Raw genomic sequence first — 24,919 nt, 5'->3', positions numbered from 1 at the left:
TTTTCCTCATGGTAAGAACAGCATATTTGGCATGACTGTAACCTTGCAATTCTTCAAACAAACCTCTCTTTCTTTTATCTATGATTCGCTTCGACACCATCACCAAGTGCTACAATAAGGAATTGTTCAAGAAGGAGTCTTTCGCCCTACAGGATGTTTCCTTCGCGCTCCCGGAGTGTGAAACCTTAGGTCTGATCGGGGCCAACGGTGCGGGCAAGTCTACCACCATTCGTTTACTCATGGACTTCATTCGCCCCGACACCGGGACGATCACCCTCTTTGGCCAACCGGTCACAGACTTGGGGCTACGCAATCGTATCGGCTATTTGCCGGAGACGGCTTCCTTTCCCGCTAACCTCACTATCCTTGACTTGATTCGCTTCACCGCCGCCACCTGCGACATGACCGCCGAGGTCTGGAAAGAGCGCAGCGCATCCCTGCTGAACACTCTTGGGTTGTGGGAAGCCCGCCACAAACGGCTGTGCACCTATTCCAAGGGCATGCAGCAACGGGCCAACTTTGTCCTGGCTCTGTTGAATGACCCGCAACTCTTGATTCTCGACGAACCGATGAGTGGCCTCGACCCCATTGGCCGAGGACAGATCATCGACCTGATTCAACGACTCAAAAATGAAGGCAAAACCATCCTCTTCTGTTCCCATATCTTGGGCGATGTGGACCGGCTGGTGGACAAATTGCTCGTCCTCCATAAAGGCAAAACCCTCTTTGCCGGTCCGCCGCACGAACTGTTGATCCAACAGCAGGCAGATACCATCGAGGCAGCCTTTCTCTATCTCATCAACTCCATGAAGGACGGCCAGCATGATGCGTAAAATTTGTGCACTTGCCCGACTGGTGTGCCTTGACGGCCTGCGGCGTCACGCCTTAATCGGACTTGTTTTCCTTTCTTTTGGCCTGGAGGCCGGCGGACTGGTGTTTTTTGATTTCATTCCCAGGGATATCGGCAGGGCCTCGGGGGATTTCATCCTCTCGGTCGGCTGGCTGACCGGTTTGCTTTTCCTCCTGTTCCATGCCGTGCAGGTCATGGCTTGGGACGAGGAACGGCGGACCATCCACACCTTCCTGGCCCGGCCCATTTCCCGCACCCAATATGTGTTGGGCATTTTTCTCGGCCTGGCGGTCTTGCTGCTGTTGCTGAATTTTGCCTTGGGCCTGCTTGGCTATGGGGTTTTGCTCCTGATCAAAAGCTCTCTCTCTTCAGTCTACTTCCAGCATCTTTCCCCGCTTCACTACGCTCTTTCCTGGGGAGGATTGTTTTGTATTGAGTTGATGATTCTGGCGATCATCATGCTCTTTTCCGGACTGGTCCGAGGAGGCTTTCCGGTGCTGCTACTGACGGTTTCCTACGCTTTCATCTGCACCGGTCTGCCGGTGGTCAGAGCCAGCTTCGCCAACCGGCCGGACCTGCCTTCAATTCTGCCGACCCTGCTGCAAGGGATGACCGCCCTGTTTCCCGATTTCAGCCGGTTTGATTTCAAGGAGCTGATCACCAGCGAAAGCACGATCAATGTTGTCCAAGGACTCACCACCGATCTGGGTATACTGGTGCTGTATCTGGTAATAGTGCTTTGGGCCGCCGCCTTGGTCTATCAACGGAGGGATTTACAATGAAGACGATTCGCCATCTACCGCTTGTTGTCCTGATGGTGGCTTATAGTCTGGTTTTTCTTGCCCAGGAGAAACTATTCCTAGATCGGCCCGTCAATTTACAGCCGATACCGACCGCCTCATTCCTGCGCGCCACCACCGGCTACCTCCGTCAATTGACGAGCGAAATTTTATTCGTCCAATCCTCGGTCTTTCTTGGCGGTGTTGAAGCCGGAACCGACCCCAACACCTATGCCCCGGCGCTGGCGCATAATTACCAGCAGATTACTACTCTCTATCCCCAGTTCATTGATCCTTACTATTTTGCCCAGGCCAACCTGTCCAATGTGAGTCCGGAGATGGCGCAAGCAACCAACGATATCTTAATAACGGCCAAGAAGGCTTACCCTACTGACTTGATTTATCCTTTTTTTCAAGGATTCAACCTCTTTCGCTACCTGGACAAACCGCTCGAAGCCGCCGAGGTGTTCCGACAGGCTAGTCTTTTGCCGGAAGCGCCGCCGATGTTCAGCCGCTTGGCCGCGATTCTCACCGCCCAAGGCGGTCAACTGCACGCGGCGATCATCTCCCTTCAAGTCATGGTGCGAACTACCGATGACGAAAGGATAAAAAAACGATGTTATAAAGAAATGGAGATGTTCAGACAGGCACTCAAGGTGCAGAAAGCGGTCAACGATTTTTACACAGACCACCATCGCTATCCAGGCTCGCTCGATGAACTGGTTCCCGGATTCCTTCCTGCCCTGCCCACCTTCGGCGACGCGTTCGTACTGACCTGGAACCCACCCAACGTGGGCCTGAAACGGCCCTACCTCGCGAAGACAAAACCTTCGGCACCGTTGTCTCATCCCTGACCGCCGGTTTTCCTTACGCAACCACATACAATCAACGCGGCAAATCGCCCCACGCCCCGAAAATAGATGCACCGCAACCGGAGCAGCGACCTTCTTTCAACCCCGCCCATTGACTCCTGAAGCCCTGACGGCGGATGAGCGTCAAGCCACAGGCCCGGCAATGGGTATCTTCGCCGCCGGCAGCGGCCACATTGCCCGAATAGACAAAGCGCAAGCCTGCCTCCATGCCTATGGCGCGGGCTTTATTGATTGTTGTGGCCGGAGTCGGCGGACGGTCGAGCATGAGAGATGCGGGATGAAAGCCGGTGACATGCCAGGGGATATCCCCGGACACGCTTTTCAGAAAGCAGGCAATGGCACGCAGCTCCTCTTCGCTATCGTTGAGGCCGGGAATGATCAGGGTGGTGACCTCGACCAGCACCCCGAGTTCGTGGAACAGCCGGATACTCTCCAACACCGGCGCTAGCCTGGCCCCGCAGATCTTGCGGTAGAACCCGTCGGCGAACGCCTTCAGGTCGATGTTAATCCCATCCAGTATTGGCGCCAGGTAACGGATTGCCTCGGCCGTCATGTAGCCGTTGCTGACAAACACGTTGCCAATCCCCCGCTCCCTGGCCAGGCGGGCGCAGTCGTAGGCAAACTCGAAGAAAATCGTGGGTTCGACATAGGTATAGCTGATGGAGGCGCAACCTGTCCGCAGGGCCTCGACCACCACCTCGCCGGGTGTCGTCGCTGTTCCGGGAATGGCGCCGTCATGGGCGTGGGGATATTGGGCGATCCGGTCGTTCTGGCAATGGCGGCAGCGAAAGTTGCAGCCCACGGTGGCGATCGAATAGGAACGGCTGCCGGGAAGAAAATGGAACATCGGTTTCTTTTCGATGGGATCGATGTTCCGGGCCACCAATTTGCCGTAGACCAGGCTGACCAGGCGGCCGTCCCGGTTCTCGCGGACTCCGCACAGCCCTCGCCTGCCCACATCGATCCGGCAACGATGGGCGCAAAGGCCGCAGGCCACTTGGCCGCCCTCGAGCCGCCGGTAGAAAAGCGCTTCGTGCATACGCACCTCCCCATGGTCCCCGTCTCTTCTCATGCCCTTCCCGCCCGGCCGGCAAACCGGGTTTCAGGAAGTGGTTGAGAGCATGGTCTGCAGATTGGTTTTTTTGTGGGTCAGTTCGAGCTTTCTCCTGATATTTTTCCGATGAATGCTGATCGTGCCCGGTGACAGTCGCATGATTTCGGCAATTTCCTTGGTGCGCTTGCCCAGTTTCACCAGGTTGGCCACCTGGATCTCGGCGGGCGTCAACCGGCTCAACTTGGAAGAGATCGCGTTGGCAAAGGGCACGGTCAACTCCTCGATATTGGCCCGAAGAATTTCCACCAGCATCCGCTGCTGCTCGTTCAAGCCGCTGGACAGCAAACGCTCCAGATAGGGCTCGACCAGCTTGGCACTGTTGGCGAGGATCTGCCCGGAAAGCGTCACTTTGTCCTCCTCCCGCTTGTTCAGCAGCACCTTGAGCGCCACATTGGACTCGTGGAGCTCGGCCGTCCGTTCCTTGACCCGCAACTCCAGCTCATCGTTCATCGACTGCAGCTTTTCGTGGATCAGCATGAGTTCGGAGATATCGCGAAACGCCCCCACCGCCCTGGTGAACCGGCCGGCGTGCCGGGCAAAGGGATGAATGGAGGCCACCGCCGGGAAACGGACGCCGGAACGCCGAGTCAGGGTCATGTCGGAAGACTGCATCGCCACTCCCCGGCGGAGCCGCCCAACCTGATCGGCCATCGCCGCCTTGCCTTCTGGCGGCACAATCAAACGCAGCGACCGGCCGATCACTTCCTTTTGATTGTAGCCGAAGAGTTTTTCCGCGCCGGCGCTGAAAATATCGATCCGGGCATCGTCCTCCTCCAAATGGCAGACAATCAGGCCGATGCTGTCGAGGGCCTGATAGATCGAGTTCATGTTCTCGGCCTGCTCGCGCAGCAGGGTATTGGCCGCCTCCAACTCGCAGGTGCGCTGCTGGACCAGCTCTTCCAGGTGATAGCGGTAATGCTCCAGCTCGATACTGTTCTGACGGGAGGTGGTGATATCCATCATGGCGATGCGGCAATGCCGTTCGCCGATGACGGTCTCGAAGGAAGAACCTTCCAGGTAGAGATAGCGCTCGCTGCCCTCGCCGTCCGGCACCCTGATTTCGCCGACCGCCTTGTTGTCGGGGGAAAACGATCGCTCCAGAAAACGTACCAGGCCGTCGCGAGAGGTCTCGGTGACGAAATCGCCGACCTTGCCGCCGAGCAGCCGAACCCGATCCACCCCGAGCAACAGCGCGCCGGCCAGATTGCTCTCCCGGATCATTCCCTCGGCATCGACGGTGCAGTAGCCGATCGGAGCGCAATCGTACAACTCATAATATTTCTGCAACCCGGCCTCGACTTCGGCCCGAGCCAGTCGCAACTCCTCGTTCTGCTTTTCCAGTTCGATCCGGTGCGACCGCAACTCCCCTATCAACCGCTCGCGCTCATCCGGGCCACGCACTGCTGTTTTTTCCAATTCCGGCATCGCCTCCCCCCTTTGCCTCCGCAGGATATTGCCGACAGCAATGGCAACGATATGCACCGATCTTTTAATACATAAATATACGTAGAAAAAAAACTTTCAACAACAGGAATTTTCGATAAAATTATTTAATAATATTACAATAATACATCGAAAGATCCGTTCAGCTCAACCGATAATCCTGCCGCATCCAAACCGGCTGCCATCCTTTCCGATCCATGCTTTTCGGAGGTTCATTGCCGACGGCAAAACCGCGGATTGCCCACCGACGCTCCGCCAGGGTATGCATCGGGCTCAGCCAACAAAAACCGCACCGGATCGACTTCAAAAATCTCACTCCACGCCGGATCGCATTCGCCAAAAATCGGCCGCAGGGATGGACCATTCTTGTCACCGGCCAGAACCGATCTCGCTGATCGACATCGAGCGTGCCAAGTTTTTGGCCATCCTCCAACCGGCGGTACGCTATACGTCGGATAACAATGGGACAAAATAAATGATTGCGATACGCCAAGCCGAGCGGAAGCAGCGCGTCAATCAACCAAACGACAACATGTGGATATTTTTCGAGAAATTAGCAGGACACACCCGACGTGGGCACGTAACTTCAGCAGGCGGTCCTGGCAAGGAACTGCCGGCAATAACACCCGTTCAAACCGGGAAAATCAGGCGCGAACCGGGCCTTGCGGCCGTCGATCAGGCGGGTAGTGCAAGGAATTCAAGGAGATTGATCGAGTTGCCCAAACGGCCAACCAAGGTTGTGCGTAGCGATCGAGTACCTTCCCTGCCGCAATTATCGCGCTCAGGACATCCCGCCGCGCCGCAGCAGATCGGTCAAGGGGCTGTAGGGCAGCCCGAACGCATCGGCAACGGCCTGGCAGGTCACGCGGCCGTCCACCATGTTGATGCCCGCGCCGATGCCGGGATCGTCCTGGGCAGCTTGTTGCCACCCCTTGTCGGCCAGGGTCAGGGCATAGGGCAGGGTTGCGTTGGTCAGGGCCAGGGTCGAGGTCAGAGGCACGGCACCGGGCATGTTGGCCACGCAATAATGCAGGATGCCGTCCACCTCGTACACCGGCTGGGCATGGGTGGTCGGCCGCGACGTCTCGCAGCAGCCCCCCTGATCGATGGCGACATCGACCACCACCGCCCCTCGCTTCATGCCGGCCAACAGTTCGCGGGTGATCAACTTGGGCGCCTTGGCTCCGGGCAGAAGGACCGCGCCGATGACCACATCCGCCTGGTGGGCCAGTTCGCGGATAGTGGTCGGCGAGGACATCATCGGGATGCAGTTTCCGGGCAGCACCTCGGCCAGATGGCGCAGGCGGGGCAGGCTGGTGTCGAGGAGGTGTACCGTTGCTCCGAGACCGCAGGCAATGCGCGCCGCCTCCGCCCCGACCGTGCCACCGCCGAGAATCAGTACCCGGGCCGGGGCCACGCCCGGCACGCCGCCCATGAGAATGCCGCGGCCGCCCTGATTGCGTTCCAGGCACTTGGCCGCCTCCTGGGCCGCCATTCTCCCGGCGATCTCGCTCATCGGAGTCAGCAGGGGCAGGCCGCCGCTGCGATCGGTGAGCGTCTCGTAGGCAATGCACACCGCCCGGCTCGCCATCATCGCCTTGACCAGATCCTCCGAGGCGGCGAAATGAAAATAGGTGAACACCACCTGCCCTGGCCGAATCATCCCGTATTCGGCCGGCAAGGGCTCTTTGACATGCAGGACCATCTCGGAGTGGCGATACACCTCGTCCGGCTTGTCCACGATCACCGCGCCGGCCCGCTCATACAAGGCGTCGTCGAACTCGCTGCCCATCCCGGCGCCGCGTTCCACCAGAACCCGGTGGCCACGGTCCACCAAGGCCGCGGCCCCGTCCGGAGTCATGCTGACGCGATTTTCCTCTGCCTTGATTTCCTTGAGTATGCCAACGATCATGGACGCACTCCCTCGTGTGGTGAAGACCGGAACAACGTTCGTTTTTCGTCAGGCCATTGTAACAGAAAAAACAGAATAATTCCCGGCGATTCTTCATGGGAGCCATCCGAATTCCGGATCGATCCATCGCGAAAAAACAAGCGCCAAGGCCGGTGGCGGGCTAACGGAGCAGGGAGGAGATTGCCGCGCGGATATTTTCAGGGGAGTCGAGCTTGTCGACGATACCCGCCGGGCAGACGGTGCGAGCCCGGTCGAGCAGTTGTCGGTCGTGGTAGCCGGTGAAGAAAAGGATGGGGATATCCTGGCCGTTCTTGATGATCCGGGCGGTTTCGATGCCGTCCAGCACGCCGGCCAGGCTGATGTCCATCAAAACGGCATCCGGGGGGTTGTGGCGGACAGCCCGGACCGCCGCCTGTCCGGAGCTCACCACGGCGGTGACCTCGCACCCCATGCGCCTGACCTCTTCGGCGAGCATCAGTCCGACAAGTTGTTCGTCTTCGACCACCAATATCTTCTTCGGCACGGATCGCTCGTAAGAAAGGGAACAAAACCTTGGAGCCCAAACGCAATCGATACAGCTCTTTCCAATGAGCTTGTCAAAGAACGAGTTCCGCGTCAAGAAGTTATACGCCGCGCATGCAAATTGTACGTTTTTTTACTTATTCATGCCTGCAAATCGAAGCAGCCGTTTGTGGCATCGTCCCTGTTTATTTTCCCCGCAAAATGCTTGTCAAGCGCCGACAGAAAGAGTAGGTGAGGTGTGAAGCGGCGTCGACCCCGCCGCCGGCGCAAACCGACGCACGCCCCGTAACCGGAAGCAATCAACCCGAGACAGGACCAGGACCGCCCTATGGAACAATTCTTTGACCCGAAAAGCATTGCGGTAATCGGCGCCAATGACCGGAAGGGTTCCATCGGCGCCGCCTTGATCGACAATCTCGTCCAGGGCGGATACGGCGGCACCGTCATTCCGGTCAACCCCAAACACGACACAGTCCGGGGACTGAAATCCTACCGCACCATTACCGAGGTGGAGTCGCCTCCAGAAATGGCGATCATCGCCACCCCCATCGCCACCGCGCCGGAGATCGTTCGCCAGTGCGTGCGGGCCGGTACCCAGGGGGTGATTATCATTTCCGCCGGGGGCAAGGAACTGGGCGAGGAAGGCGCCTTCATCGAGGAGCAGATCCACGGGGCGGCCGAAGGCTCCGGCATGCGAATCATCGGCCCCAACTGCATGGGGGTCATCCGGCCGGCCAAAAACCTCAACGCCACCTTTGCCGGCGACATGCCGGCCAAGGGCAACCTGGCGGTGATATCCCAAAGCGGCGCCATCTGCGCGGCGATCCTCGACCGAGCCGCCGAGGAAAACATGGGCTTCAGCCATTTCGTCTCGATCGGCTCCATGCTGGATGTCGATTTCGGCGATTTGATCGACTACCTGGGCAACGACGGCTCGGTCAAGGCCATCCTGCTCTACATGGAAAACCTGACCAACCCCCGCAAATTCATGAGCGCGGCCCGGGCGGTGTCGCGGATCAAGCCGATCATCGTGCTCAAGGCCGGCAAAAGCAAGATCGGCGCCCGCGCCGCCTCCACCCATATCGGCGCCATGGCCGGCGAGGACGCGGTCTACGACGCGGCCTTCAAGCGGGCCGGCATCGTGCGGGTGCCCTCGCTGGCCCGCCTGTTCGACTGCGCCGAATTGATGGCCAAGCAGCCCCGCCCGGCGGGCACGCGGCTGGCGATCATCACCAACGGCGGCGGCCCCGGGGTGATGGCCGCCGACACCCTGGCCGAATACGGCCTGGAGCCCGCGCCCTTGAGCGACGAGATCACAGCCAAGCTGGGCGAGCTCCTGCCGTCCTATTGGAGCCGGGGCAATCCCATCGACATCCTCGGCAACGCCACGGTGGAGCGGTATACTTCGGTGTTCGAGTTGTGCCTGGCCAGCAAGGAGTTCGACGGCATCCTGATCATCATGGTCCCCCAGGACCTGACCTCCCCGGAGAAGGTGGCTGCCTCGCTGGTCAAGCTGACGCTACGCAAGCGGGTACCGATTTTCGCGGCCTGGATGGGCGGCCGCCAGATCGCCTCGGCGGTCGACATCCTCAACAAGGCGAACATTCCCACCTACGAGACCCCGGAGCGGGCGGTGCGCGCCTTTCTCTACATGGTGGAGTACACCCGAAACCTGGAGCTGCTCTCCCAGGCTCCGCCCAAGCTTCCCGAGCTGTATTTCAACCGGGACCAGGTATTCCGCACCATTTACGAGTGTTTTGAGCAGGAAACCGAACTGCTTTCGGAGATCCAGAGCAAGGAGGTGCTGTCCGCCTACGGCATCCCGGTGAATCCGACCATGCTGGCGGCTTCGGCCGACGAGGCGGTGGCCCTGGCCGTCGACATGGGCATGCCGGTGGCCATGAAACTAGCATCGCCGGACATCAGCCACAAATCGGACGCGGGCGGCGTGCAACTCGACCTGCGCAACGAAGAGGATATCCGCCGGGCTTTCGGCCGGATCATGATCGGTGCCAGGGCGCACAACCCCGAGGCGCGGATCACCGGCGTCTCGCTCCAGCCCTTTATTGCCGAAGCCGACTTCGAGCTGCTGCTGGGCAGCAAGACCGACGATAACTTCGGCCCGGTCCTCTGCTTCGGCTCGGGCGGCGTCTACGCCGAACTGCTCGACGACAAGGCCCTGGGACTACCGCCTCTCAACCGGCTGCTCGCCCGGCGGATGATGGAAGCCACCCGCATCATGCCGCTGCTCGACGGCAATCGCAACACCCAGCCGGCCGACCTGGAAAAACTGGAAGAGCTGCTGGTGCGGCTCTCTCAACTGGTGATCGACTTCCCCGAAATCGTCGAGATGGACATCAACCCGGTGCTGGTCAAAAACGGCGATCCCTGCGCGGTCGACGCCCGCATCCGCATCCGCCGCAACGAGGAGCAGACCAACAACCTCAACAACCACCACCTGGTGATCAGCCCCTACCCCCAACACCTGGAACGGCATGACCTCACCGACATGCAGATGCCGCTGTTCATCCGGCCGATCAAGCCCGAGGACGCGCCGCTGTTTGTCGAGCTGTTCAACTCGCTCACCCCCACCAGCATCTATTACCGGTTTTTCAGCGTGGTCAAGACACTCTCGTCCGAGATCCTGGCCCGCTTCACCCAGGTGGATTACGACCGGGAAATCGCCTTTGTCGCCCTGAACGACGAGGAGGGCACGGAACGGATGCTCGGCGTCTCCAACATCGTCGGCGAACCCGACGGCCGGCGCGGCGAGTTTTCCGTGCTCATCGGCGATCCCTGGCATGGTAAGGGCATCGGGGCGAAACTGCTGCTGCAATGCCTGGAAATAGCGCGGGAGCGCGGCATGGAGATTGTCTGGGGCACGGTTCTGGCGGAAAACCGCCACATGCTCGCCCTCGGCAAGAAGCTGGGATTCACCGTCAAACAGGGTGAGGATCCTTCGGAATACAAGTTGACCATTGACTTGAAAACCGCGAAGTTGTGACCCGATCGTACCGGCTGACCGGAGTTTGCCTGCCCGAAGCATAGCGGCAAGGTGTTTTTTTCGATGCCGGGGATTGTTTTTTTAACGCTGCAAGAGGAAAAGCATGGCAAAAGAAGTGACAATCGACCAGGAAGAGTGTTTGGGCTGCGAGGCCTGCGTGGAAATCTGCCCGGATGTTTTCGGCTTTGACATCGATTTGGGCAAGGCCTATGTCCTTCTGGAAGAAGGCGGAGACGAGGAGTGTATCGAGGAAGCTGTCGGCTCCTGTCCGGCCGGATGCATCTCCTACGAGGAATGAGCCTGGGCAGCAAAACGGTTCCGGCCGGGTGGCCGTACCCGGCCGTTTTTTTCGCAAGATATCGATTTCCGACCGCCATGCGGATCGGAGCTTGAAGGGGCCACGATGGTTACAGCAATCATTCTGATCAATGCCGAACGCAACCGGATCAACGAGGTTGCCGAAAACATGCAGTCCATCGACGGGATCTCGGAGGTCTACTCGGTGAGCGGCAAATACGATTTGATCGCCATCATCCGGGTCAAGACCAACGACGACCTGGCCGACCTGGTGACCCGGCAGCTGCTCGCCCTGGACGGCATCGCCAAGACCGAGACCATGCTCGCCTTCCAGGCCTACTCCCGCCACGACCTGGAGGCCATGTTCTCGGTGGGGATGTGACCGTCCCCCGCCTTTTACCCCGCCTCGCGCGCGAAAGCCGCTGACCGTCCCACCCGCCCTGCCGCGCCGCTGCCGGGCTTGGTTCAGATCGCTTCAAATTGCCTTGGCGGCCCGCAGCTGCGCCTGCGCGGCGGCATCGATTCCCATTGCCGCCAGAATCCCGGCGGTATGTTCCCCCAACTCCGGTGCATGCCCGCGAATGGTGCCCGGTGTGCGCGACAGCTTGGGGGCAATACCCAGCTGCCGGTAGGCGCCCCAGGCTTCATGAATCATCTCCACCACCATCTGCCGCTGCCGGGTCTGCTCGTCGGCCAAAACCTCGTCCAGGTTGAGCACCGGTTCGCAGCAGCAATCGGCGCCGGCGAACAGCTCCGTCCATTCGCATAGATCCCTGGTGAGAAACAGCGCCGCCACCTCGCCTTGCAAATCCCGCTGATGCGGGCCGGGCTCGAAATATCGGGGCGTGTCCCACTCGGGCCGGCCCACGGTTGCGCAGAACACCTGCCAGAATCGCGGCTCCAGTGCTCCCAGCGACATGGTGCGGCCGTCCCTGGTGGCGTAGAGATTGTAGCAGGCAAAGCCGTGGTTGAGAAAATCGTCGCCCTGGGTGGGCACGAGGCCGTCGGCCAGATATTTGCCCCAACGCAGGCAGTGCCAGGTCAGGGCGCCGTCGGCCATGGCCAGATCGATGTACTGCCCTTCCCCCAGCCGCTCGCGGGCAAACAGGGCGGTGGCGATGGCAAAGGCCGCATAGAGGGCGCCGCCGCCCAGATCGGCGACCTGCACCCCGGACAGGGTCGGGTTGCCCTGGTGCCCGCTGTAGGAAAGCACGCCGTTCAAGGCCAGGTAATTGATATCGTGTCCAGCCCGGAGCGCCCTCGGTCCATCGGCGCCGTAACCGGTGATGGCGCAGTAGATCAGCCGGGGATTGAGCGCCCGCAATACCTCATATCCCAAACCCAGCCGATCCATGACCCCGGGCCGGAACCCTTCCAGGACCACGTCGGCCGTCTCGGCCAGCCGCTTGAAAATCCGTTTGCCTTCCGGATGTTTAAGATTCAGGGTCAGGGATTTTTTATTGCGGTTGAGGACGGCGTGAAAGCCGCTGTTCTTCCCTAAAAACGGCGACCACCACCGAATGTAGTCGCCGCCTCCGGGATCCTCGATCTTGATGACCTCGGCCCCGAAATCGGCCAGCAGCATGGAGCAAAACGGACCTGGCAAAAGACGCGACACGTCCAACACCTTGACACCGGCAAACGCAGCCTCCATAACGACATCCCAGGGGTTGCGGGGCCACGGCCCCCCTCAGCATGGCAGCGCCGCCGACTGCCCGGCCACGCGACAGGACGCACGGCGGCGCATGTTCAGAGCATGTTCAGATCGCGGGCAACACATTCCCGGACACCTGGCCGCGCCTTGCGGCAGCCGTTACTTGCTGCGGCCGGCCAGGGTGCGAATCCATTTTTCCAGGGAAACCGCCGGAAAAATGAGAAAACTGGCGGCGGCGGTCAGGCCGATGTCGGCAAACGACAGCGGCTCGGTCCGGAACACCTGCTGAAAAAACGGCAGGTAGATGAATAGGGCCTGCAGGGCGAGGATCACGCCGATGCCCCAGAAAATGGTCGGGTTGCTGAACATGCCGATGGTGAGGATGTTGTCCTTCAGCGAGCGGCAGTGGATCATGTAGAAGATCTGGAAGAAGATGACAAAGGTGACGGCAATGGTCTGCGCCTTGGCCAGGGCCAGTTCGGGGGAAATGCCGGCGGCCAGCGCCTGCCCGTACTCCATGTTGAACAGGGCGATGGTGCCCCAGGTCATCAGCACGGAAACGGCCACCACCCGGAACACCACGAAGCTGTTGAACAACGGGGCGGCGGGGTTGCGCGGCGGCCGGATCATGACATCGGGCTCCTTGACCTCGAAGGCGAGCGGCAGGGCCAGGGCCACGGAGGCGACCAGGTTGATCCACAGCAGTTGGGTGGGCAGCATGGGCAGGAGCAGAACCTTGGTCGCCGGGTCGAAGGGGAAGAACATGATGCCGTAAATGAGGATCAGGGCCAACCCGAGGTTGGTGGGCAGCAGGAAAGCCAGCGACTTGATCAGGTTGTCGTAGACCCGGCGCCCCTCTTCCACTGCGGCACCGATGCTGGCGAAATTGTCGTCGGCAAGCACGATGTCGGCTGATTCCTTGGAAACCGCCGTGCCGGTGATGCCCATGGCCACCCCGATGTTGGCTTGCTTGAGCGAGGGCGCGTCGTTGACGCCGTCGCCGGTCATGGCCACCACGTGGTTGTCCGCCTGCAGGGCCCTGACCAGCCGCAACTTGTGTTCCGGAGCCACCCGGGCAAAGATGTGGGTGGTGCGAACCGTTGCCCCCAGGGTTTCCTCGTCCATATCGGCCAGCTCGGCGCCGGTCACCGATCGGATCTCAGGGGCCAGATGAAGGCGGGTGCCGATGGCCTGGGCCGTAATCCGGTGGTCGCCGGTGATCATCTTGACCTCGATCCCCGCCCGATGGCAGGCGTCGATCGCCTCGACCGCCTCGGCCCGGGGCGGGTCGATCATGCCGATCAAGCCGAGAAAATCGAACTCTCCGTCCACCGCCTCCTCGGCCAGGTGGTCCTTTTCCGCCGGCCAGGGTTTGGTGGCCAGGGCCAGCACCCGCATGCCGTCTGCGCCCATGCGCTCCATCTCGGCCGTCATCTGCCGGTGCAGGTCGTCGTCGTTTGCCTGGCGGCATCGGTGGAACACCGCTTCCAGGGCACCCTTGATGGCAACCATCGGCCCTTCGCCTCCGTGCAGCGTGGCCATGTATTGATTTTCCGAGGCAAAGGGAATGGCATCAAGGCGGGGAAAGCGGGATGTTACCTGTTCGGAGGTGATGCCGCCCTTGGCCGCCGCCACCAGCAACGCCGCCTCGGTGGGATCGCCGGTGATGGTCCACTGGCCGTTTTCCTGCGCCAGGGTGGCATCGTTGCACAGCACCGCCGCGGTCAGCAACCGGTCGAAGGCCTCGGGCAACCGGGCCACGGTCCCGCCGTCGACGGTGAAATCACCCTTCGGATCGTAGCCCGCGCCGCTGACCCGGCAGACATGGCCGGGCGTCACCAACTCGGTGACGGTCATCTCGTTGCAGGTCAGGGTGCCGGTTTTATCGGAACAGATCACGGTGGTGGAGCCCAGGGTTTCCACCGCCGGCAGACGGCGGATGATGGCGTTGCGCCGGGCCATGCGCTGCACGCCGATGGCCAGGGCAATGGTGACCACCGCTGGCAGGCCTTCGGGGATGGCGCCGACCGCCAGGGCAATGGCGAACACCAGGGTATCCTTGAGGGCAGCGCCCAGCGGAATCCCCATGTCCAAGGCCCGCTTGACCCCGATGGCCAGGATGACCGCGGAAATGAGCACGATGCCGATGGTGATCCAGGTGCTGACCTCGCCCAACTTCTTGGTCAACGGGGTTTCGAGGTCCACCGTGCTTTCCAGCATGTCGGAAATCCGGCCCAGTTCGGTGCCCATGCCGGTGCCGGTCACCACTGCGGTGGCCGTGCCCGAGGTGACCAGGGTGCCGCTGTAGACCATGCAGGTCCGATCGCCCAGAACGGCGCCCGCCTCGGCCGGGGCCACCGACTTCTCCACCGGCACCGATTCGCCGGTGAGGGCGGCCTCTTCCACCTGCAGGCTTTTCAGGCTGACGATGCGCATGTCGGCGGGCACGCTGTCGCCGGCCGCCAGCAGGACCAGGTCGCCGGGCACCAGTTCGACCGCCGGGACCATCATGTTCCTGCCGTCGCGAATGACTGTCGCGTTTTGGGGCACCATGCTCGACAGGGCCTCGATCGCCCGGCCTGCCTTGAATTCCTGGATAAACCCGATCACGGCGTTGATCGCCACCACCGCCAGCACCACCAGGCCGTCGGTGAGCTTGCCCAGCAGCATCGCCAACCCGGCCGAAGCCAGCAGCACCCAAATCAGGGGATTGTTGATCTGCCGCCAAAGCAGCTGCAGCACGCTGTCCTTCGGCTTCCGCTTGATCTGGTTGGGGCCGTGCAGGCGGAGCCGCTCGCCGGCCTGGTCCACGCTCAACCCGGCTTCGCCGCTGGCAAGCGCTTGCAGCACTGTCGCCGCGTCCATGGTATGCCAGGCCTTGCTGGCGGGGTTACTGGCCGAAGAAAGACCGTTTTGCTCGGGTTGCATCGATTTCCTTTTTGCTCGGGCTTGATTGAAAAGAACAAAATAAGTTGTTCCTTTTATAACCATCGCCGCCCGCCGCGCAACCGCTTCCCGCAACCGGCTAGGAATTTACGGCAGGCGGTCCGGGAAAAACCCGCCCCAAGACGGGAGGATACCTGCCGCGAAAAAATGACTGGAAAAGCAGCGCCATCTCTTTCCTGACAGGCAAGGCGGCGGCCTACATCCGCCAGTCGATCGGCGGCGTCTTGCGGGTGGGCAGGCGATGGTAGGCGAATTTCGGATAGCCGATCATCATCGCGCCGAAACACTGGTGCCCCTCCGGCAGATCCAAAGCCGCCTGCAGCGGTGGAAAAACCGTGGCCGCGGCGTTGAAATACCCGGCCCAGCAGCCGCCCAGCCCCAGACTGGTGGCGGCCAGTTCCAAGGTGGTCAAGGCAATGGTGCAGGTGGACGCGGCCATGCGGTGCTCCTTGTCCGCATGGGCGACGATCAGCACCGGCGCGCCCCTGAGAATGACATCCCGGCCGGCATGCCATTGCTCGATGGTCTGTTGCACATGCATTCCCCGGGCAAGCTCGGGCATTTCGGCCAGCACCCAGCCCATCCACTCGACGACCATGCCGGAGAGCCGATGCAGATGTTCGCGGTTGCCGATCACCAGCCAGTGCGCGCCCTGGGAATTGATCCCCGACGGGGCGTAGTGGGCCATGTCGATCAATTGGGCCAGCTTTTCGTGTTCCACCGGCCGCTCCTTGTAGGTTCGAATCGACCGCCGGGCACGGATGAAATGCGCGCATTGCTCCGGCCCAAGCCGCAGCTCCGGCCGGACCGGCGGACAGGTCTCCAGCGGCATGTCCCGATGGCGCAGGCTGGCCGTGGGGCAGACCGCCACGCAGTGGCCGCAGCGAATGCAAGCCTGTTCCGCTCCGGGCGCCGGGGCCGGCAACTCTCCCTGGCGCCAGGCGATGATTCCAATCGGGCAGACGGCGGCGCAAATGCCGTCGCGGTTGCAGGTTTCCTGGTTGACGGTAAAAAGCTCCATACCTGTTCTCCATGAAGAAGGATTGACAGCAAACGGCCCAAAATGGTTTCTTGCGGGATTGATTGCGGCGAGGGTGCGGACCGATCCCCCTTGCTTTTGTTACACCGGCAACACACGCCGCCGGTTTTGTGTCGCCCGCCTGAGGCGGCGAATCCTGGCTGTGCGAGCTTCCACCGAGGAGAAAAGTTTGTCTACCCCTCCAGTACAGAATGAAACGCCACCGCCACCGGTGGAGGGCAGCCCGGCTGCGTCCCCGAAACGGCGAACAACACCGGGTAAAAAGCGCAATCGGCCCGCAACCGGCAAATCCGGCCGCAAACGGAAGGGCAAGAAGCCGGCCATCTCGACCAAGCGGCTGGTTGTCTGGACCTCGCTCGAAATCCTCGGCCTGGCCGTGACCACCCTCACCGGTATCGTCGTGCTGCTCGGGTATGCGGCGGCCAGATTTTCCGGCACGGGCTTTTTCTCGCACCTGCTGCCGTTCACCCTCGGCGTGCTGGGCCTGATTTTGACCGGCGCCCTGCTGCTGATCGGCTGGATGCGGCTACGCTCCCGGCTGCGGCAGAAAAAAATATTCTTGCCCGCACTCGTCGCCCTGGCCTTGGCCCTGGTTTCCGGCATCATGACGCTTCGGGGCGATTTTTTCTTTGCCATCAGCCAGTTCCGTATTCTGGTCGGCGGCAAGGAGGAGGCCGGCCGCGTCACCCTCGCCCACCAGGTCTTTGCCGCCTATCGCCGTCTGGACACCGTTCAGCTGCGGCAGCTCATCGACCGGGCCAAGCCCTTTGACCGGGAAATCGATGCCGCGGCGTCGGCCTTCGGGCTCGATCCCGACCTGCTCCACGGCATCGCCGCCGCCGAGTCGTCCTTTTTGCCCAGGGACAGCAAGGACGGGGGCCAGGGCCTGTTCCAGATCACCCAGATCCCGGAATCCGCCATGCAGGCAGCGGCGGACCGACTGAAGGTCGTCAAGCCCCAGCCCGGCGACCACCGGCACAACGGCTATCTGGCCGCCGCGACCCTGACGCATTATCTCGCCCAGATGCGCGGCGACTTGTTCCTCGGCCTGCTGGCGTACAACATCGGCCCCAAGAACGGCGGCCTGCGCTTTATCATGCAACAGTACGGGGCCACGGATTTTGTCACCGTGCAGCCCTATCTGCAACAGTTGCCGCGCGACTATCCCATCCGGGTCCTGTGCTACGCCCTCGCCTTCCGCCTCTCCCGCACCCTGGGCGCCCTGCCGGCCTACGAAGAGGGGCTCAACGCGGTCCGTATTCAGCAAGTGGGCATTCCGGGACTTTAGTCTCGGCCGACTCTCGCAAGCAATTCCGGCTTGCGCCGGACCGGCGCGCGCTCGCCGCAGCCGGGCTCACCCTATTGGCGGAGACTGGGGATGAGGGCTGCGAGCGTTGTTTTTTTTATGCGGGAAAATGAAACGAAGCGGGACCGGACAACGGCGGGCAGGACTGGACCGTTCTGCGAGCCTGCAGCAGGGCGATTCCAGCTATCCGTTCTCGGGAAAACCGGTTCGCAGCATCTGGAACATGCCCTCGATGAACTGCTCGCCCTCTTTTTTGATGTCGAACATTTCCGGAGTCGTGATCCAGCTGGCGATCAGACCGTAAATAAAGACCAGCACGCTGATCGCGCCCTGCCGGACATCCAGATTCGGCGGCAATTGCCCTTTGGCCTTGGCATTGATCAAGGTAATCTGAATGCCGTGCAGCCGTTCCCGGCGTATCTGGATGTGGCGAAGGCGCATGGCCTCGCTCTCCTTGCTGCGACCGCTGTCGTCGAACAGCACCCGGAACAGCTGCTGTTGGCGTTGATCCTCCACCAGGCCGCTGAAGAAGGTCAGGTAGAGGTCTTTCATCTTGCCGAGCGGGTCGGGCTCGTCCTCGGCTTCGCTCGCCTGGGTCATGGGCGCGTACAGCAGCATGATCTGATCCCACAGGGCGTTGAGCAGATCCGCCTTGTTGGCGAAATGCCAATAGATGGCTCCCCGGGTGACCCCGGCCTCCCGGGCGATGTCATCAAGCGAGGTCCGCGCCACTCCCTTGACGGCAAATACCCGGACCGCCGCATCCACGATACTGTTCCGTGTCGCCTGTGCTTCCTGTTTCGTTTTTCTGGCCATATTCCCCCTCCTTGCCAGTGCCGGGCCGATGCGGCGAGGCCTCAGCTACCGGTCTTCAATCCCCCTCCCAGGGCCTTGTACAAGGAAACCAGGTTGGTCAGCCGAACCAGACGCACGTCGACCAGGCCCTGCTGGGCGCTGTACAGCGAGCGTTGGGCATCGAGCACGTTGAGATGACTGTCCACCCCCTTATAATAACGCTCGCGGGCCAGCACATACCGCCTTTCGGTGGCATCGCGCAGGGCCAGCTGGGCCGCCAGCTGCTGGTCGACATTGCCGCGCTGGGCCAGGGTGTCGGCCACTTCGCGAAAGGCGGACTGGATGGCCTTTTCGTACTGGGCCACGGCGATGTCGCGGTCGATTTCAGCCACCTGGAGCTGGGCGGCACGGGCACCGGCATCGAAAATCGGCAGATCGATGCGCGGCACAAAGCTCCATGAACCGGAACCGGTGGTGAAAAGGCCGGACAGCTCGTTGCTGCCGGAACCCAGGGTGCCGATCAGGACGATCCGCGGGAAATAGGCCGCCCGCGCCGCGCCGATGTTGGCGTTATAGCCCTTGAGCAGATTTTCCGCCTGAAGGACGTCGGGCCGCTGCAACAACACCTCGGAAGACAACCCCGGCGTGATCCCCTCGAGCGCGGCCACCTGGTCCGTCAATCCGGCGGGCAGCAGCTCGGCCGGAACCCTGGCGCCGACCAGCAGATTGAGGTTGTCCTCGTCCTGGGCCACCAGGGTGGAAAACCGGGCCACGTCCACCCGGGCCGACTCGACCTGGGTCTGCGCCTGGCGCAGATCGAGCTCGGAAGAGGCCCCCACCTCGAACCGCCGCTGGATGAGTTGGTACGACTCCTGCTGGGTCTTCAGGGTTTCCTGGGCCAGCTGGAGTAAATCCCGGTCGGCGGCCAGGGTCAGGTAGCCGGCGGCGATCTGGGCGATCAAGCTGATCCGGGCGCTCCGCTGCGCCTGCTCGGAGGCCAGGTACTGCTCCAAGGCCTGATCCTTGAGACTGCGCAGCCGGCCGAACAGGTCCAGTTCGTAGGAGGTGACCCCCAGCCCCACCGTGTACTGGTGGAGATCCTTTGCCTCGCCGGTATTGGAAAAATCAGCCGATTGTCGTTGGTATTCCGCGGCGCCGTTGGCATTGATCTTGGGCATCAGCTCGGCCCACTGGATCCGGTATTGGGCCTGGGTCCGCTCGACATTGAGCGCCGTCACCCGCAGGTCGCGGTTGTGCTCAAGCCCCAGGGCAATGATCTTTTGCAGCCGGGGATCGAGATAAAAATCCCGCCAGGCGATGGCGGCGGCATCCTGCTGCCCCGGCCCGGGTGCCTTCTCCGGGGCATCGGCCCCGGTCTGCCAGGTGGCGGGAACCGGGGCCGCGGGGCGGCTGTAGGAAGGGGCCAAGGTGGAACAACCGGCCAGACCGGCGGCAAAGCCGATGGCCAGACACAAGGCGATCGAAATCCGCTGGGTTCGTTGCATCTCAGCGCACCTCCGTTCCATTGCCGGACGAGGGGACCGGCGTGATCTGTTGCTTGTTTTTCCGGCCGAACAGCTGTGAAATGAGCACGAAGAAGAAGGGAATGAAAATCAGGTCGATGAAGGTGGCCGAAAGCAGGCCGCCGGTGACGGCGGTACCGATGGCGTTCTGCGCGGCCGCCCCCGCTCCCTTGGTCAAGGCCAGCGGCAGGGTGCCGAAGAAAAACGCCAGCGAGGTCATGATGACCGGCCGCAGCCTGATCTTCACCGCTGCCAATGTCGCCTCGACCAGTTCCTGTCCCCTGCCCATCCGTTCCTTGATGAACTGGATGATCAGGATGGCGTTCTTGGTCGACAGGCCGACCGTGGTCAAGAGCCCGATCTGGAGATAGACGTCGTTGGGCAACACCCGCAGGGTCACGGCCGTGACCGCGCCCACCAGTCCCAACGGCAGCATCAGCAGGTTGACGAAGGGGATGGTCCAGCTTTCGTACAAGGCGGCCACGGCGAGGAACACCACCAACAGCGAAATGGCGTACAGGGCCGGGGCCTGGGCACCGGCGTTCTTTTCCTCGTAGGACAGTCCGGTCCATTCGTAGCCGATGCCGTTGGGCAGCTGGGCCACCATGGCCTCGACTTCCGCCATGGCCTCGCCGGTGCTGATTCCGGGCGCGGCCTGGCCGAGGATCTCGACCGAGGGAATGCCGTTATAGCGCTCCAACCGGGGCGATCCGTACTGCCAGCGGGCGGTGGCAAAGGCGGAAAACGGGACCATTTCCTTCTTGTTGTTGCTGACGTACCAGTTGTTCAGGTTTTCCGGCAGCATGCGGTACCGGGCCTCGGCCTGGATGTAGACCTTTTTCACCCGGCCGTTCTGGATGAAGTCGTTGATGTACGAACCGCCCCAGGCCGTGGAGAGGGCCTGGTTGATATCCTGGGCCGTGACCCCGAGGGCGCCGGCGCGGACATCGTCGATCTCCAGCTTGAACTGGGGCGAATCGTCCTGGCCGTTGGGGCGGACCGCGACCAGCTTCGGGTTTTTGGTGGCCATACCCAACAACTGGTTCCGTGCCTCCATCAGCTTTTCATGTCCCAGGCCGGCACGGTCCTGCAACTGGAGGTCGAACCCGTTGGCCACGCCCAGCTCGATGACGGCCGGCGGCGAAAAGGCAAAGGCCAGGCCGTCGCGGAACTCCCCGAAAGCCTTCATGGCCCGGGCGGCGATGGCCGGGGCTTTCAGGTCCTTGCTTTGGCGCAGTCCCCAATCCTTGAGTTTGACAAAGGCCAGGGCCATGTTCTGGCCGCGGCCGGCAAAACTGTAGCCGGTCACCGTGATCACGCACTCCACCGCAGTCTTTTCCTGGGCCAGGAAATGCTGCTCCAGCTTCCGGACCACGTCGAGGGTCCGTTCCTGGGTCGCCCCGGCCGGGAGTTGCACCTGGCAGATGAGAAACCCCTGATCCTCGTCGGGCAAAAAGGAGGTGGGCAGGCGCAGGAAGAAATAGACCATGATCAGGACGATCACCCCGTAAAAGGCCAGATACCGCCATTTCTTGCCGAAGGAACGATCGACAATGCCCTCGTAGGTGGTTCGGCCCGCATCGAAGCATCGGTTGAACCAGCGGAAAAAACGGCCGAATAAGCCGCGGCCTCCGGCCGAATGTCCCCGGTCGACCGGGCGGAGCAAGGTGGTGCACAGGGCCGGGGTGAGGATCATCGCCACCATGACCGAGAGGATCATGGCGGCGATGATGGTGATGGAAAACTGGCGGTAGATGACGCCGGTGGAGCCGCCGAAAAAGGCCATGGGCAGGAAGACCGCGGTCAGGACGGTGGCGATGCCCCACAGGGCGCTGGTGATCTGGCCCATGGACTTGATGGTGGCATCGCGGGGCGACATCCCCTGTTCGGACATGATCCGCTCCACGTTCTCGACCACCACGATGGCGTCGTCGACCAGCAGGCCGATGACGATGACCAGGGCGAACATCGTCAGGGTGTTGATCGAATAGCCGGCCGCAGCCAGTACCCCCATGGTGCCGAGCAGGACCACCGGCACCGCGATGGTGGGGATGATTGTGGCCCGAAAATTCTGCAAAAACAGAAACATAACCAGAAAAACCAGCACCACCGCCTCGGCCAGGGTATGCACCACTTCCTTGATCGATATCTTGACAAAAGGCGTGGTGTCGTACGGATAGACCACTTTCATGCCGGCGGGAAAATACTTCGACAATTCAAGCATCTTGTCCTTGACCCGGTTGCCGGTATCCAGGGCGTTGGCCCCGGAGGCAAGCCGGATGGCCATGCCGCCCATGGGTTTGCCGTTGTAAAACGAGTGGAGGCTGTAATCCTCGGTGCCGACCTTGCAATCCGCCACATCCTTAAGCTGGACGACGGAACCGTCGGTGTTGGTCCGCAGGACGATGGACCCGAATTGTTCCGCGGTCCGGAGCAGGGTGCGGGCGGTAATCGTCGCGTTGAGCTGCTGGCCCTCGACCGCCGGCAAACCGCCGAGCTGGCCGGCGGATATCTGAGCGTTCTGGGCCTCCAGGGCGGTGACGATATCGTTGATGGTGAGGTGATAATTGGTGAGTTTGTTCGGGTTCACCCAAATCCGCATGGCATTCTGGGTGCCGAACACCATCAGTTCGCCCACGCCGTCGAGGCGGCTGACGATGTCCTGGATATTGGACACCATGTAGTCGCACAGGTCGTTGCGGTCCATGGAACCGTCTTCGGAGACCAGGCCGACGATCAACAGAAAGTTCCTGGTCGACTTGACCACCGCGATTCCCTGGCGCTGGACAACTTCGGGCAGCAGCGGCACCGCCAGCTGCAGTTTGTTCTGCACCTGGACCTGGGCGATATTGGGATCGGTTCCGGCCTTGAAGGTCAGGGTAATGGAAACCGCGCCCGCCGAATCGCTGGTGGAGGACATGTAGATCAGGTTGTCGATGCCGTTGAGCTTCTGCTCGATCACCTGGGTCACGGTGTCTTGCACGGTCTGGGCCGAGGCGCCGGGATAGGTGGCGTTGATGGCGATCTGCGGGGGTGCGATCGCCGGATACTGGGAGACCGGCAGGCGGTGGATGGACAACAGGCCGGCCAGCATGGTCATGATGGCAATGACCCAGGCGAAAATGGGACGATCGATGAAAAACCGGGACATGGTCGGCTACTCCTCAGGGCTTGGCCGTCGGGGCGGTACTGCTGGCGGCCTCGGTCTGGGACGCAAACGGCGTGGCCTTGACCTGTACCCCCGGCCGGATCCGCTGGAGTCCTTCGACAATGACCCGGTCGCCGGTCTGCAAACCGCCGGTCACCAACCAGGCGTCGCCTATTGCCCGCTCGGTCTTGATCGTGCGCGGCTCTACCGTCTCATTGGCCCCGACCACCAAAGCGGTCGCCACTCCGGCGGTATTCCGGCTCACGCCCCGTTGGGGGACCAGCATGGCCTGCTCGCGCACCCCTTCCCGGACAATGGCACGGACAAACATGCCGGGCAGCAGGAATTGCTCGGGATTGGGAAACTGGGCACGCAGGGTCACCGAACCGGTGGTCTGGTCCACCGACACCTCGCTGAATTTAAGGATGCCCTCCTGCGGATAGGCGGAGCCGTCTTCGAGCACCAACCGAACCTGGGCCTGTCCCTGGCCTCCGCCTTTCAATTCGCCGCTTGCCAGGCTTTTTTTCAGCCGCAGCATTTCGGCGCTCGATTGGGTGACGTCGACAAAGACCGGATCGAGCTGTTGGATGGTGGCCAGGGCCGACTCCTGGTTCGCCGTCACCAGGGCGCCCGGCGTGACCGAAGACCGGCCGACCACGCCGTCGATCGGCGCGGTAACCTTGGTGTAGGCCAAATTGATCTTGGCCGTTTCCAGGGCGGCCTTGCTGTTTTCGATATCCGCCTCGGCCTGGTTGATGGCTGCGGTGGCGTCGTCGTACTCCTGCTTGCTGACCGCATCGATGCTCACCAATTGACGATAGCGCTCGGCTTTTTTCCGCAAGGCAAAGGCATTGGCCTCGGCCTTGAGCAAGGCAGCCTTGGCACTGGCCACGGCCGCCTGGTAGGTGGCGGGATCGATCTGGTAGAGGACCTCGCCGGTCTTGACCCGACCGCCCTCCTCAAACAGCCGTTTTTTAATGATACCGCCAACCTGTGGCCGGACCTCCGCCACCATCTGCGCCGATATCCGACCGGTGAGTTCCGTGGTCAAGGTGACCGATTCCGGCTTGACGGCAACGAACCCGACTTCAGGCGGCCCCTTGCTCCCCGCCGCCTTCTCCGGAGGGGCAGCCTGTTTGCATCCGACCGCCGTGAGCACTCCGACCATCCACCCGCACACCATCAGCATCTTGAACGATTTCGCGACATTCATCATCGATAACCCTGCTAAATGACGACAAATTTATCTTAAAGCACTTCCCGGCCGCAACAGGCAGCGCCCCTGCGCTACCCCCTGGGAAAATGGCTCACGGCTTTATACATACATTCATGAATGTATGCAAGAAGAAGAACAACGTGGCATTGTTATTTCACTTCCAAAACCGGTAAACCCAACAGCCGCTTTTCTTGAATGCAGATAAACCGCAGTCCAAGTAACCAGTCCGTCCGATTTCGCATGCGAAAACAGCCGTCCCAAGTGATAGCCGGCGATTTCGGATAACTTTACATTTGGGCAAAAAAAAGTGATTACCTCTCAAATTCAACCGATTGCATCCTGGAGAGGGGGGGTGCGTATTCTACTGAAATTTTTTGAGATTTCACCTCAATGCGTTTGTCGAAACGACCAACAAAGGACGTTCGGGACAAGGAGAACGCCGGCCGCATGGTCATTTCGAACGCAATGAGAGATCTCGTTTGCTCGACCGGCCTCCGGG

Annotated in this window: 18 protein-coding genes; 7 read left to right on the top strand and 11 right to left on the bottom strand. The window is 61.4% G+C overall.

Annotation, left to right across the window (positions count from 1 at the left end; genetic code table 11):
* Positions 1-122 precede the first annotated feature (122 nt).
* The 3 genes from RMR13_RS12070 to RMR13_RS12060 are packed head-to-tail and all read left to right on the top strand — an operon-like array spanning position 123 to position 2,483.
* Positions 123-833 (top strand): ABC transporter ATP-binding protein, encoded by a 711-nt coding sequence (locus RMR13_RS12070; protein WP_310600877.1) that lies wholly within the window; start codon positions 123-125, stop codon positions 831-833.
* Positions 823-1,632: a hypothetical protein gene (locus RMR13_RS12065; RefSeq protein ID WP_310600876.1), complete on the top strand. Its 810-nt coding sequence runs from the start codon at positions 823-825 to the stop codon at positions 1,630-1,632. Before RMR13_RS12070 ends, RMR13_RS12065 begins: the two co-directional genes overlap by 11 nt.
* Positions 1,629-2,483, top strand: a complete 855-nt coding sequence (locus RMR13_RS12060; RefSeq protein WP_310600875.1) for a hypothetical protein — start codon at positions 1,629-1,631, stop codon at positions 2,481-2,483. Before RMR13_RS12065 ends, RMR13_RS12060 begins: the two co-directional genes overlap by 4 nt.
* A 31-nt stretch (positions 2,484-2,514) precedes the next feature.
* Here the strand turns inward: RMR13_RS12060 and amrS are convergent, their stop codons facing one another.
* The 4 genes from amrS to RMR13_RS12040 form a co-directional block, all read right to left on the bottom strand.
* Positions 2,515-3,540 carry an AmmeMemoRadiSam system radical SAM enzyme gene (gene amrS / locus RMR13_RS12055; protein WP_310600874.1) on the bottom strand — a complete coding sequence of 342 codons (1,026 nt, stop codon included), beginning with the start codon at positions 3,538-3,540 and terminating at the stop codon, positions 2,515-2,517.
* Between the two features lie 63 nt (positions 3,541-3,603).
* Entirely contained in the window at positions 3,604-5,040 is a 1,437-nt protein-coding gene (locus RMR13_RS12050; RefSeq protein WP_310600873.1) for a PAS domain S-box protein, read from the bottom strand.
* Positions 5,041-5,839: 799 nt separating this feature from the next.
* Positions 5,840-6,970, bottom strand: coding sequence for an alanine dehydrogenase (gene ald / locus RMR13_RS12045; RefSeq protein WP_310600872.1), 1,131 nt, complete (start codon positions 6,968-6,970; stop codon positions 5,840-5,842).
* A gap of 160 nt (positions 6,971-7,130) precedes the next feature.
* Complete coding sequence (locus RMR13_RS12040) at positions 7,131-7,493, bottom strand: response regulator (protein ID WP_310600871.1); 363 nt, start codon at positions 7,491-7,493, stop codon at positions 7,131-7,133.
* 327 nt (positions 7,494-7,820) lie between these two features.
* On the opposite strand from RMR13_RS12040, the gene RMR13_RS12035 reads away from it, so the two are divergent.
* The 3 genes from RMR13_RS12035 to RMR13_RS12025 all read left to right on the top strand — a co-directional run bounded on the left by RMR13_RS12035 (position 7,821) and on the right by RMR13_RS12025 (position 11,175).
* Positions 7,821-10,496 (top strand): bifunctional acetate--CoA ligase family protein/GNAT family N-acetyltransferase, encoded by a 2,676-nt coding sequence (locus tag RMR13_RS12035; protein ID WP_310600870.1) that lies wholly within the window; start codon positions 7,821-7,823, stop codon positions 10,494-10,496.
* Positions 10,497-10,599: 103 nt separating this feature from the next.
* The gene (locus RMR13_RS12030) at positions 10,600-10,794 is read left to right on the top strand and encodes a ferredoxin (protein ID WP_310600869.1); all 195 of its coding nucleotides are present in this window, start codon (positions 10,600-10,602) and stop codon (positions 10,792-10,794) included.
* A 105-nt stretch (positions 10,795-10,899) separates the two neighbouring features.
* Positions 10,900-11,175: an Lrp/AsnC ligand binding domain-containing protein gene (locus tag RMR13_RS12025; protein WP_310600868.1), complete on the top strand. Its 276-nt coding sequence runs from the start codon at positions 10,900-10,902 to the stop codon at positions 11,173-11,175.
* Positions 11,176-11,268: 93 nt separating this feature from the next.
* On the opposite strand, the gene RMR13_RS12020 is transcribed toward RMR13_RS12025, so the two are convergent.
* From RMR13_RS12020 to RMR13_RS12010, 3 genes are all read right to left on the bottom strand, one after another.
* A complete protein-coding gene (locus RMR13_RS12020) occupies positions 11,269-12,447 on the bottom strand; it encodes a CoA transferase (protein WP_310600867.1) in 1,179 nt (392 codons plus the stop codon).
* A 159-nt stretch (positions 12,448-12,606) separates the two neighbouring features.
* Positions 12,607-15,375: an HAD-IC family P-type ATPase gene (locus RMR13_RS12015; RefSeq protein WP_310600866.1), complete on the bottom strand. Its 2,769-nt coding sequence runs from the start codon at positions 15,373-15,375 to the stop codon at positions 12,607-12,609.
* Positions 15,376-15,589: 214 nt separating this feature from the next.
* Positions 15,590-16,414 carry a nitroreductase family protein gene (locus tag RMR13_RS12010; protein WP_310600865.1) on the bottom strand — a complete coding sequence of 275 codons (825 nt, stop codon included), beginning with the start codon at positions 16,412-16,414 and terminating at the stop codon, positions 15,590-15,592.
* A gap of 187 nt (positions 16,415-16,601) precedes the next feature.
* On the opposite strand from RMR13_RS12010, the gene RMR13_RS12005 reads away from it, so the two are divergent.
* Entirely contained in the window at positions 16,602-17,720 is a 1,119-nt protein-coding gene (locus RMR13_RS12005; protein WP_310600864.1) for a transglycosylase SLT domain-containing protein, read from the top strand.
* Positions 17,721-17,921: 201 nt separating this feature from the next.
* On the opposite strand, the gene RMR13_RS12000 is transcribed toward RMR13_RS12005, so the two are convergent.
* The 4 genes from RMR13_RS12000 to RMR13_RS11985 are packed head-to-tail and all read right to left on the bottom strand — an operon-like array spanning position 17,922 to position 24,417.
* Positions 17,922-18,554, bottom strand: coding sequence for a TetR family transcriptional regulator (locus RMR13_RS12000; RefSeq protein WP_310600863.1), 633 nt, complete (start codon positions 18,552-18,554; stop codon positions 17,922-17,924).
* Between the two features lie 41 nt (positions 18,555-18,595).
* The gene (locus RMR13_RS11995) at positions 18,596-20,038 is read right to left on the bottom strand and encodes an efflux transporter outer membrane subunit (RefSeq protein WP_310600862.1); all 1,443 of its coding nucleotides are present in this window, start codon (positions 20,036-20,038) and stop codon (positions 18,596-18,598) included.
* Between the two features lies 1 nt (position 20,039).
* A complete protein-coding gene (locus RMR13_RS11990) occupies positions 20,040-23,207 on the bottom strand; it encodes an efflux RND transporter permease subunit (protein ID WP_310600861.1) in 3,168 nt (1,055 codons plus the stop codon).
* A 13-nt stretch (positions 23,208-23,220) separates the two neighbouring features.
* Positions 23,221-24,417, bottom strand: coding sequence for an efflux RND transporter periplasmic adaptor subunit (locus tag RMR13_RS11985; protein ID WP_409070291.1), 1,197 nt, complete (start codon positions 24,415-24,417; stop codon positions 23,221-23,223).
* Positions 24,418-24,919: the final 502 nt, after the last annotated feature.

Source organism: Desulfobulbus sp., from assembly GCF_031547805.1.
GTDB lineage: Bacteria > Desulfobacterota > Desulfobulbia > Desulfobulbales > Desulfobulbaceae > Desulfobulbus.
The sequence above is the reverse complement of the archived record's forward strand: the minus strand, read 5'-3'. Positions and strand labels throughout refer to the sequence as shown.

Coding starts and splice junctions, on each gene's coding strand:
- RMR13_RS12065 (WP_310600876.1), top strand. CDS start 823: ATGATGCGTAAAATTTGTGCACTTGCCCGACTGGTGTGCCTTGACGGC.
- RMR13_RS12060 (WP_310600875.1), top strand. CDS start 1,629: ATGAAGACGATTCGCCATCTACCGCTTGTTGTCCTGATGGTGGCTTAT.
- amrS (WP_310600874.1), bottom strand. CDS start 3,540: ATGCACGAAGCGCTTTTCTACCGGCGGCTCGAGGGCGGCCAAGTGGCC.
- RMR13_RS12050 (WP_310600873.1), bottom strand. CDS start 5,040: ATGCCGGAATTGGAAAAAACAGCAGTGCGTGGCCCGGATGAGCGCGAG.
- ald (WP_310600872.1), bottom strand. CDS start 6,970: ATGATCGTTGGCATACTCAAGGAAATCAAGGCAGAGGAAAATCGCGTC.
- RMR13_RS12035 (WP_310600870.1), top strand. CDS start 7,821: ATGGAACAATTCTTTGACCCGAAAAGCATTGCGGTAATCGGCGCCAAT.
- RMR13_RS12030 (WP_310600869.1), top strand. CDS start 10,600: ATGGCAAAAGAAGTGACAATCGACCAGGAAGAGTGTTTGGGCTGCGAG.
- RMR13_RS12025 (WP_310600868.1), top strand. CDS start 10,900: ATGGTTACAGCAATCATTCTGATCAATGCCGAACGCAACCGGATCAAC.
- RMR13_RS12020 (WP_310600867.1), bottom strand. CDS start 12,447: ATGGAGGCTGCGTTTGCCGGTGTCAAGGTGTTGGACGTGTCGCGTCTT.
- RMR13_RS12015 (WP_310600866.1), bottom strand. CDS start 15,375: ATGCAACCCGAGCAAAACGGTCTTTCTTCGGCCAGTAACCCCGCCAGC.
- RMR13_RS12010 (WP_310600865.1), bottom strand. CDS start 16,414: ATGGAGCTTTTTACCGTCAACCAGGAAACCTGCAACCGCGACGGCATT.
- RMR13_RS12000 (WP_310600863.1), bottom strand. CDS start 18,554: ATGGCCAGAAAAACGAAACAGGAAGCACAGGCGACACGGAACAGTATC.
- RMR13_RS11995 (WP_310600862.1), bottom strand. CDS start 20,038: ATGCAACGAACCCAGCGGATTTCGATCGCCTTGTGTCTGGCCATCGGC.
- RMR13_RS11990 (WP_310600861.1), bottom strand. CDS start 23,207: ATGTCCCGGTTTTTCATCGATCGTCCCATTTTCGCCTGGGTCATTGCC.
- RMR13_RS11985 (WP_409070291.1), bottom strand. CDS start 24,417: ATGAATGTCGCGAAATCGTTCAAGATGCTGATGGTGTGCGGGTGGATG.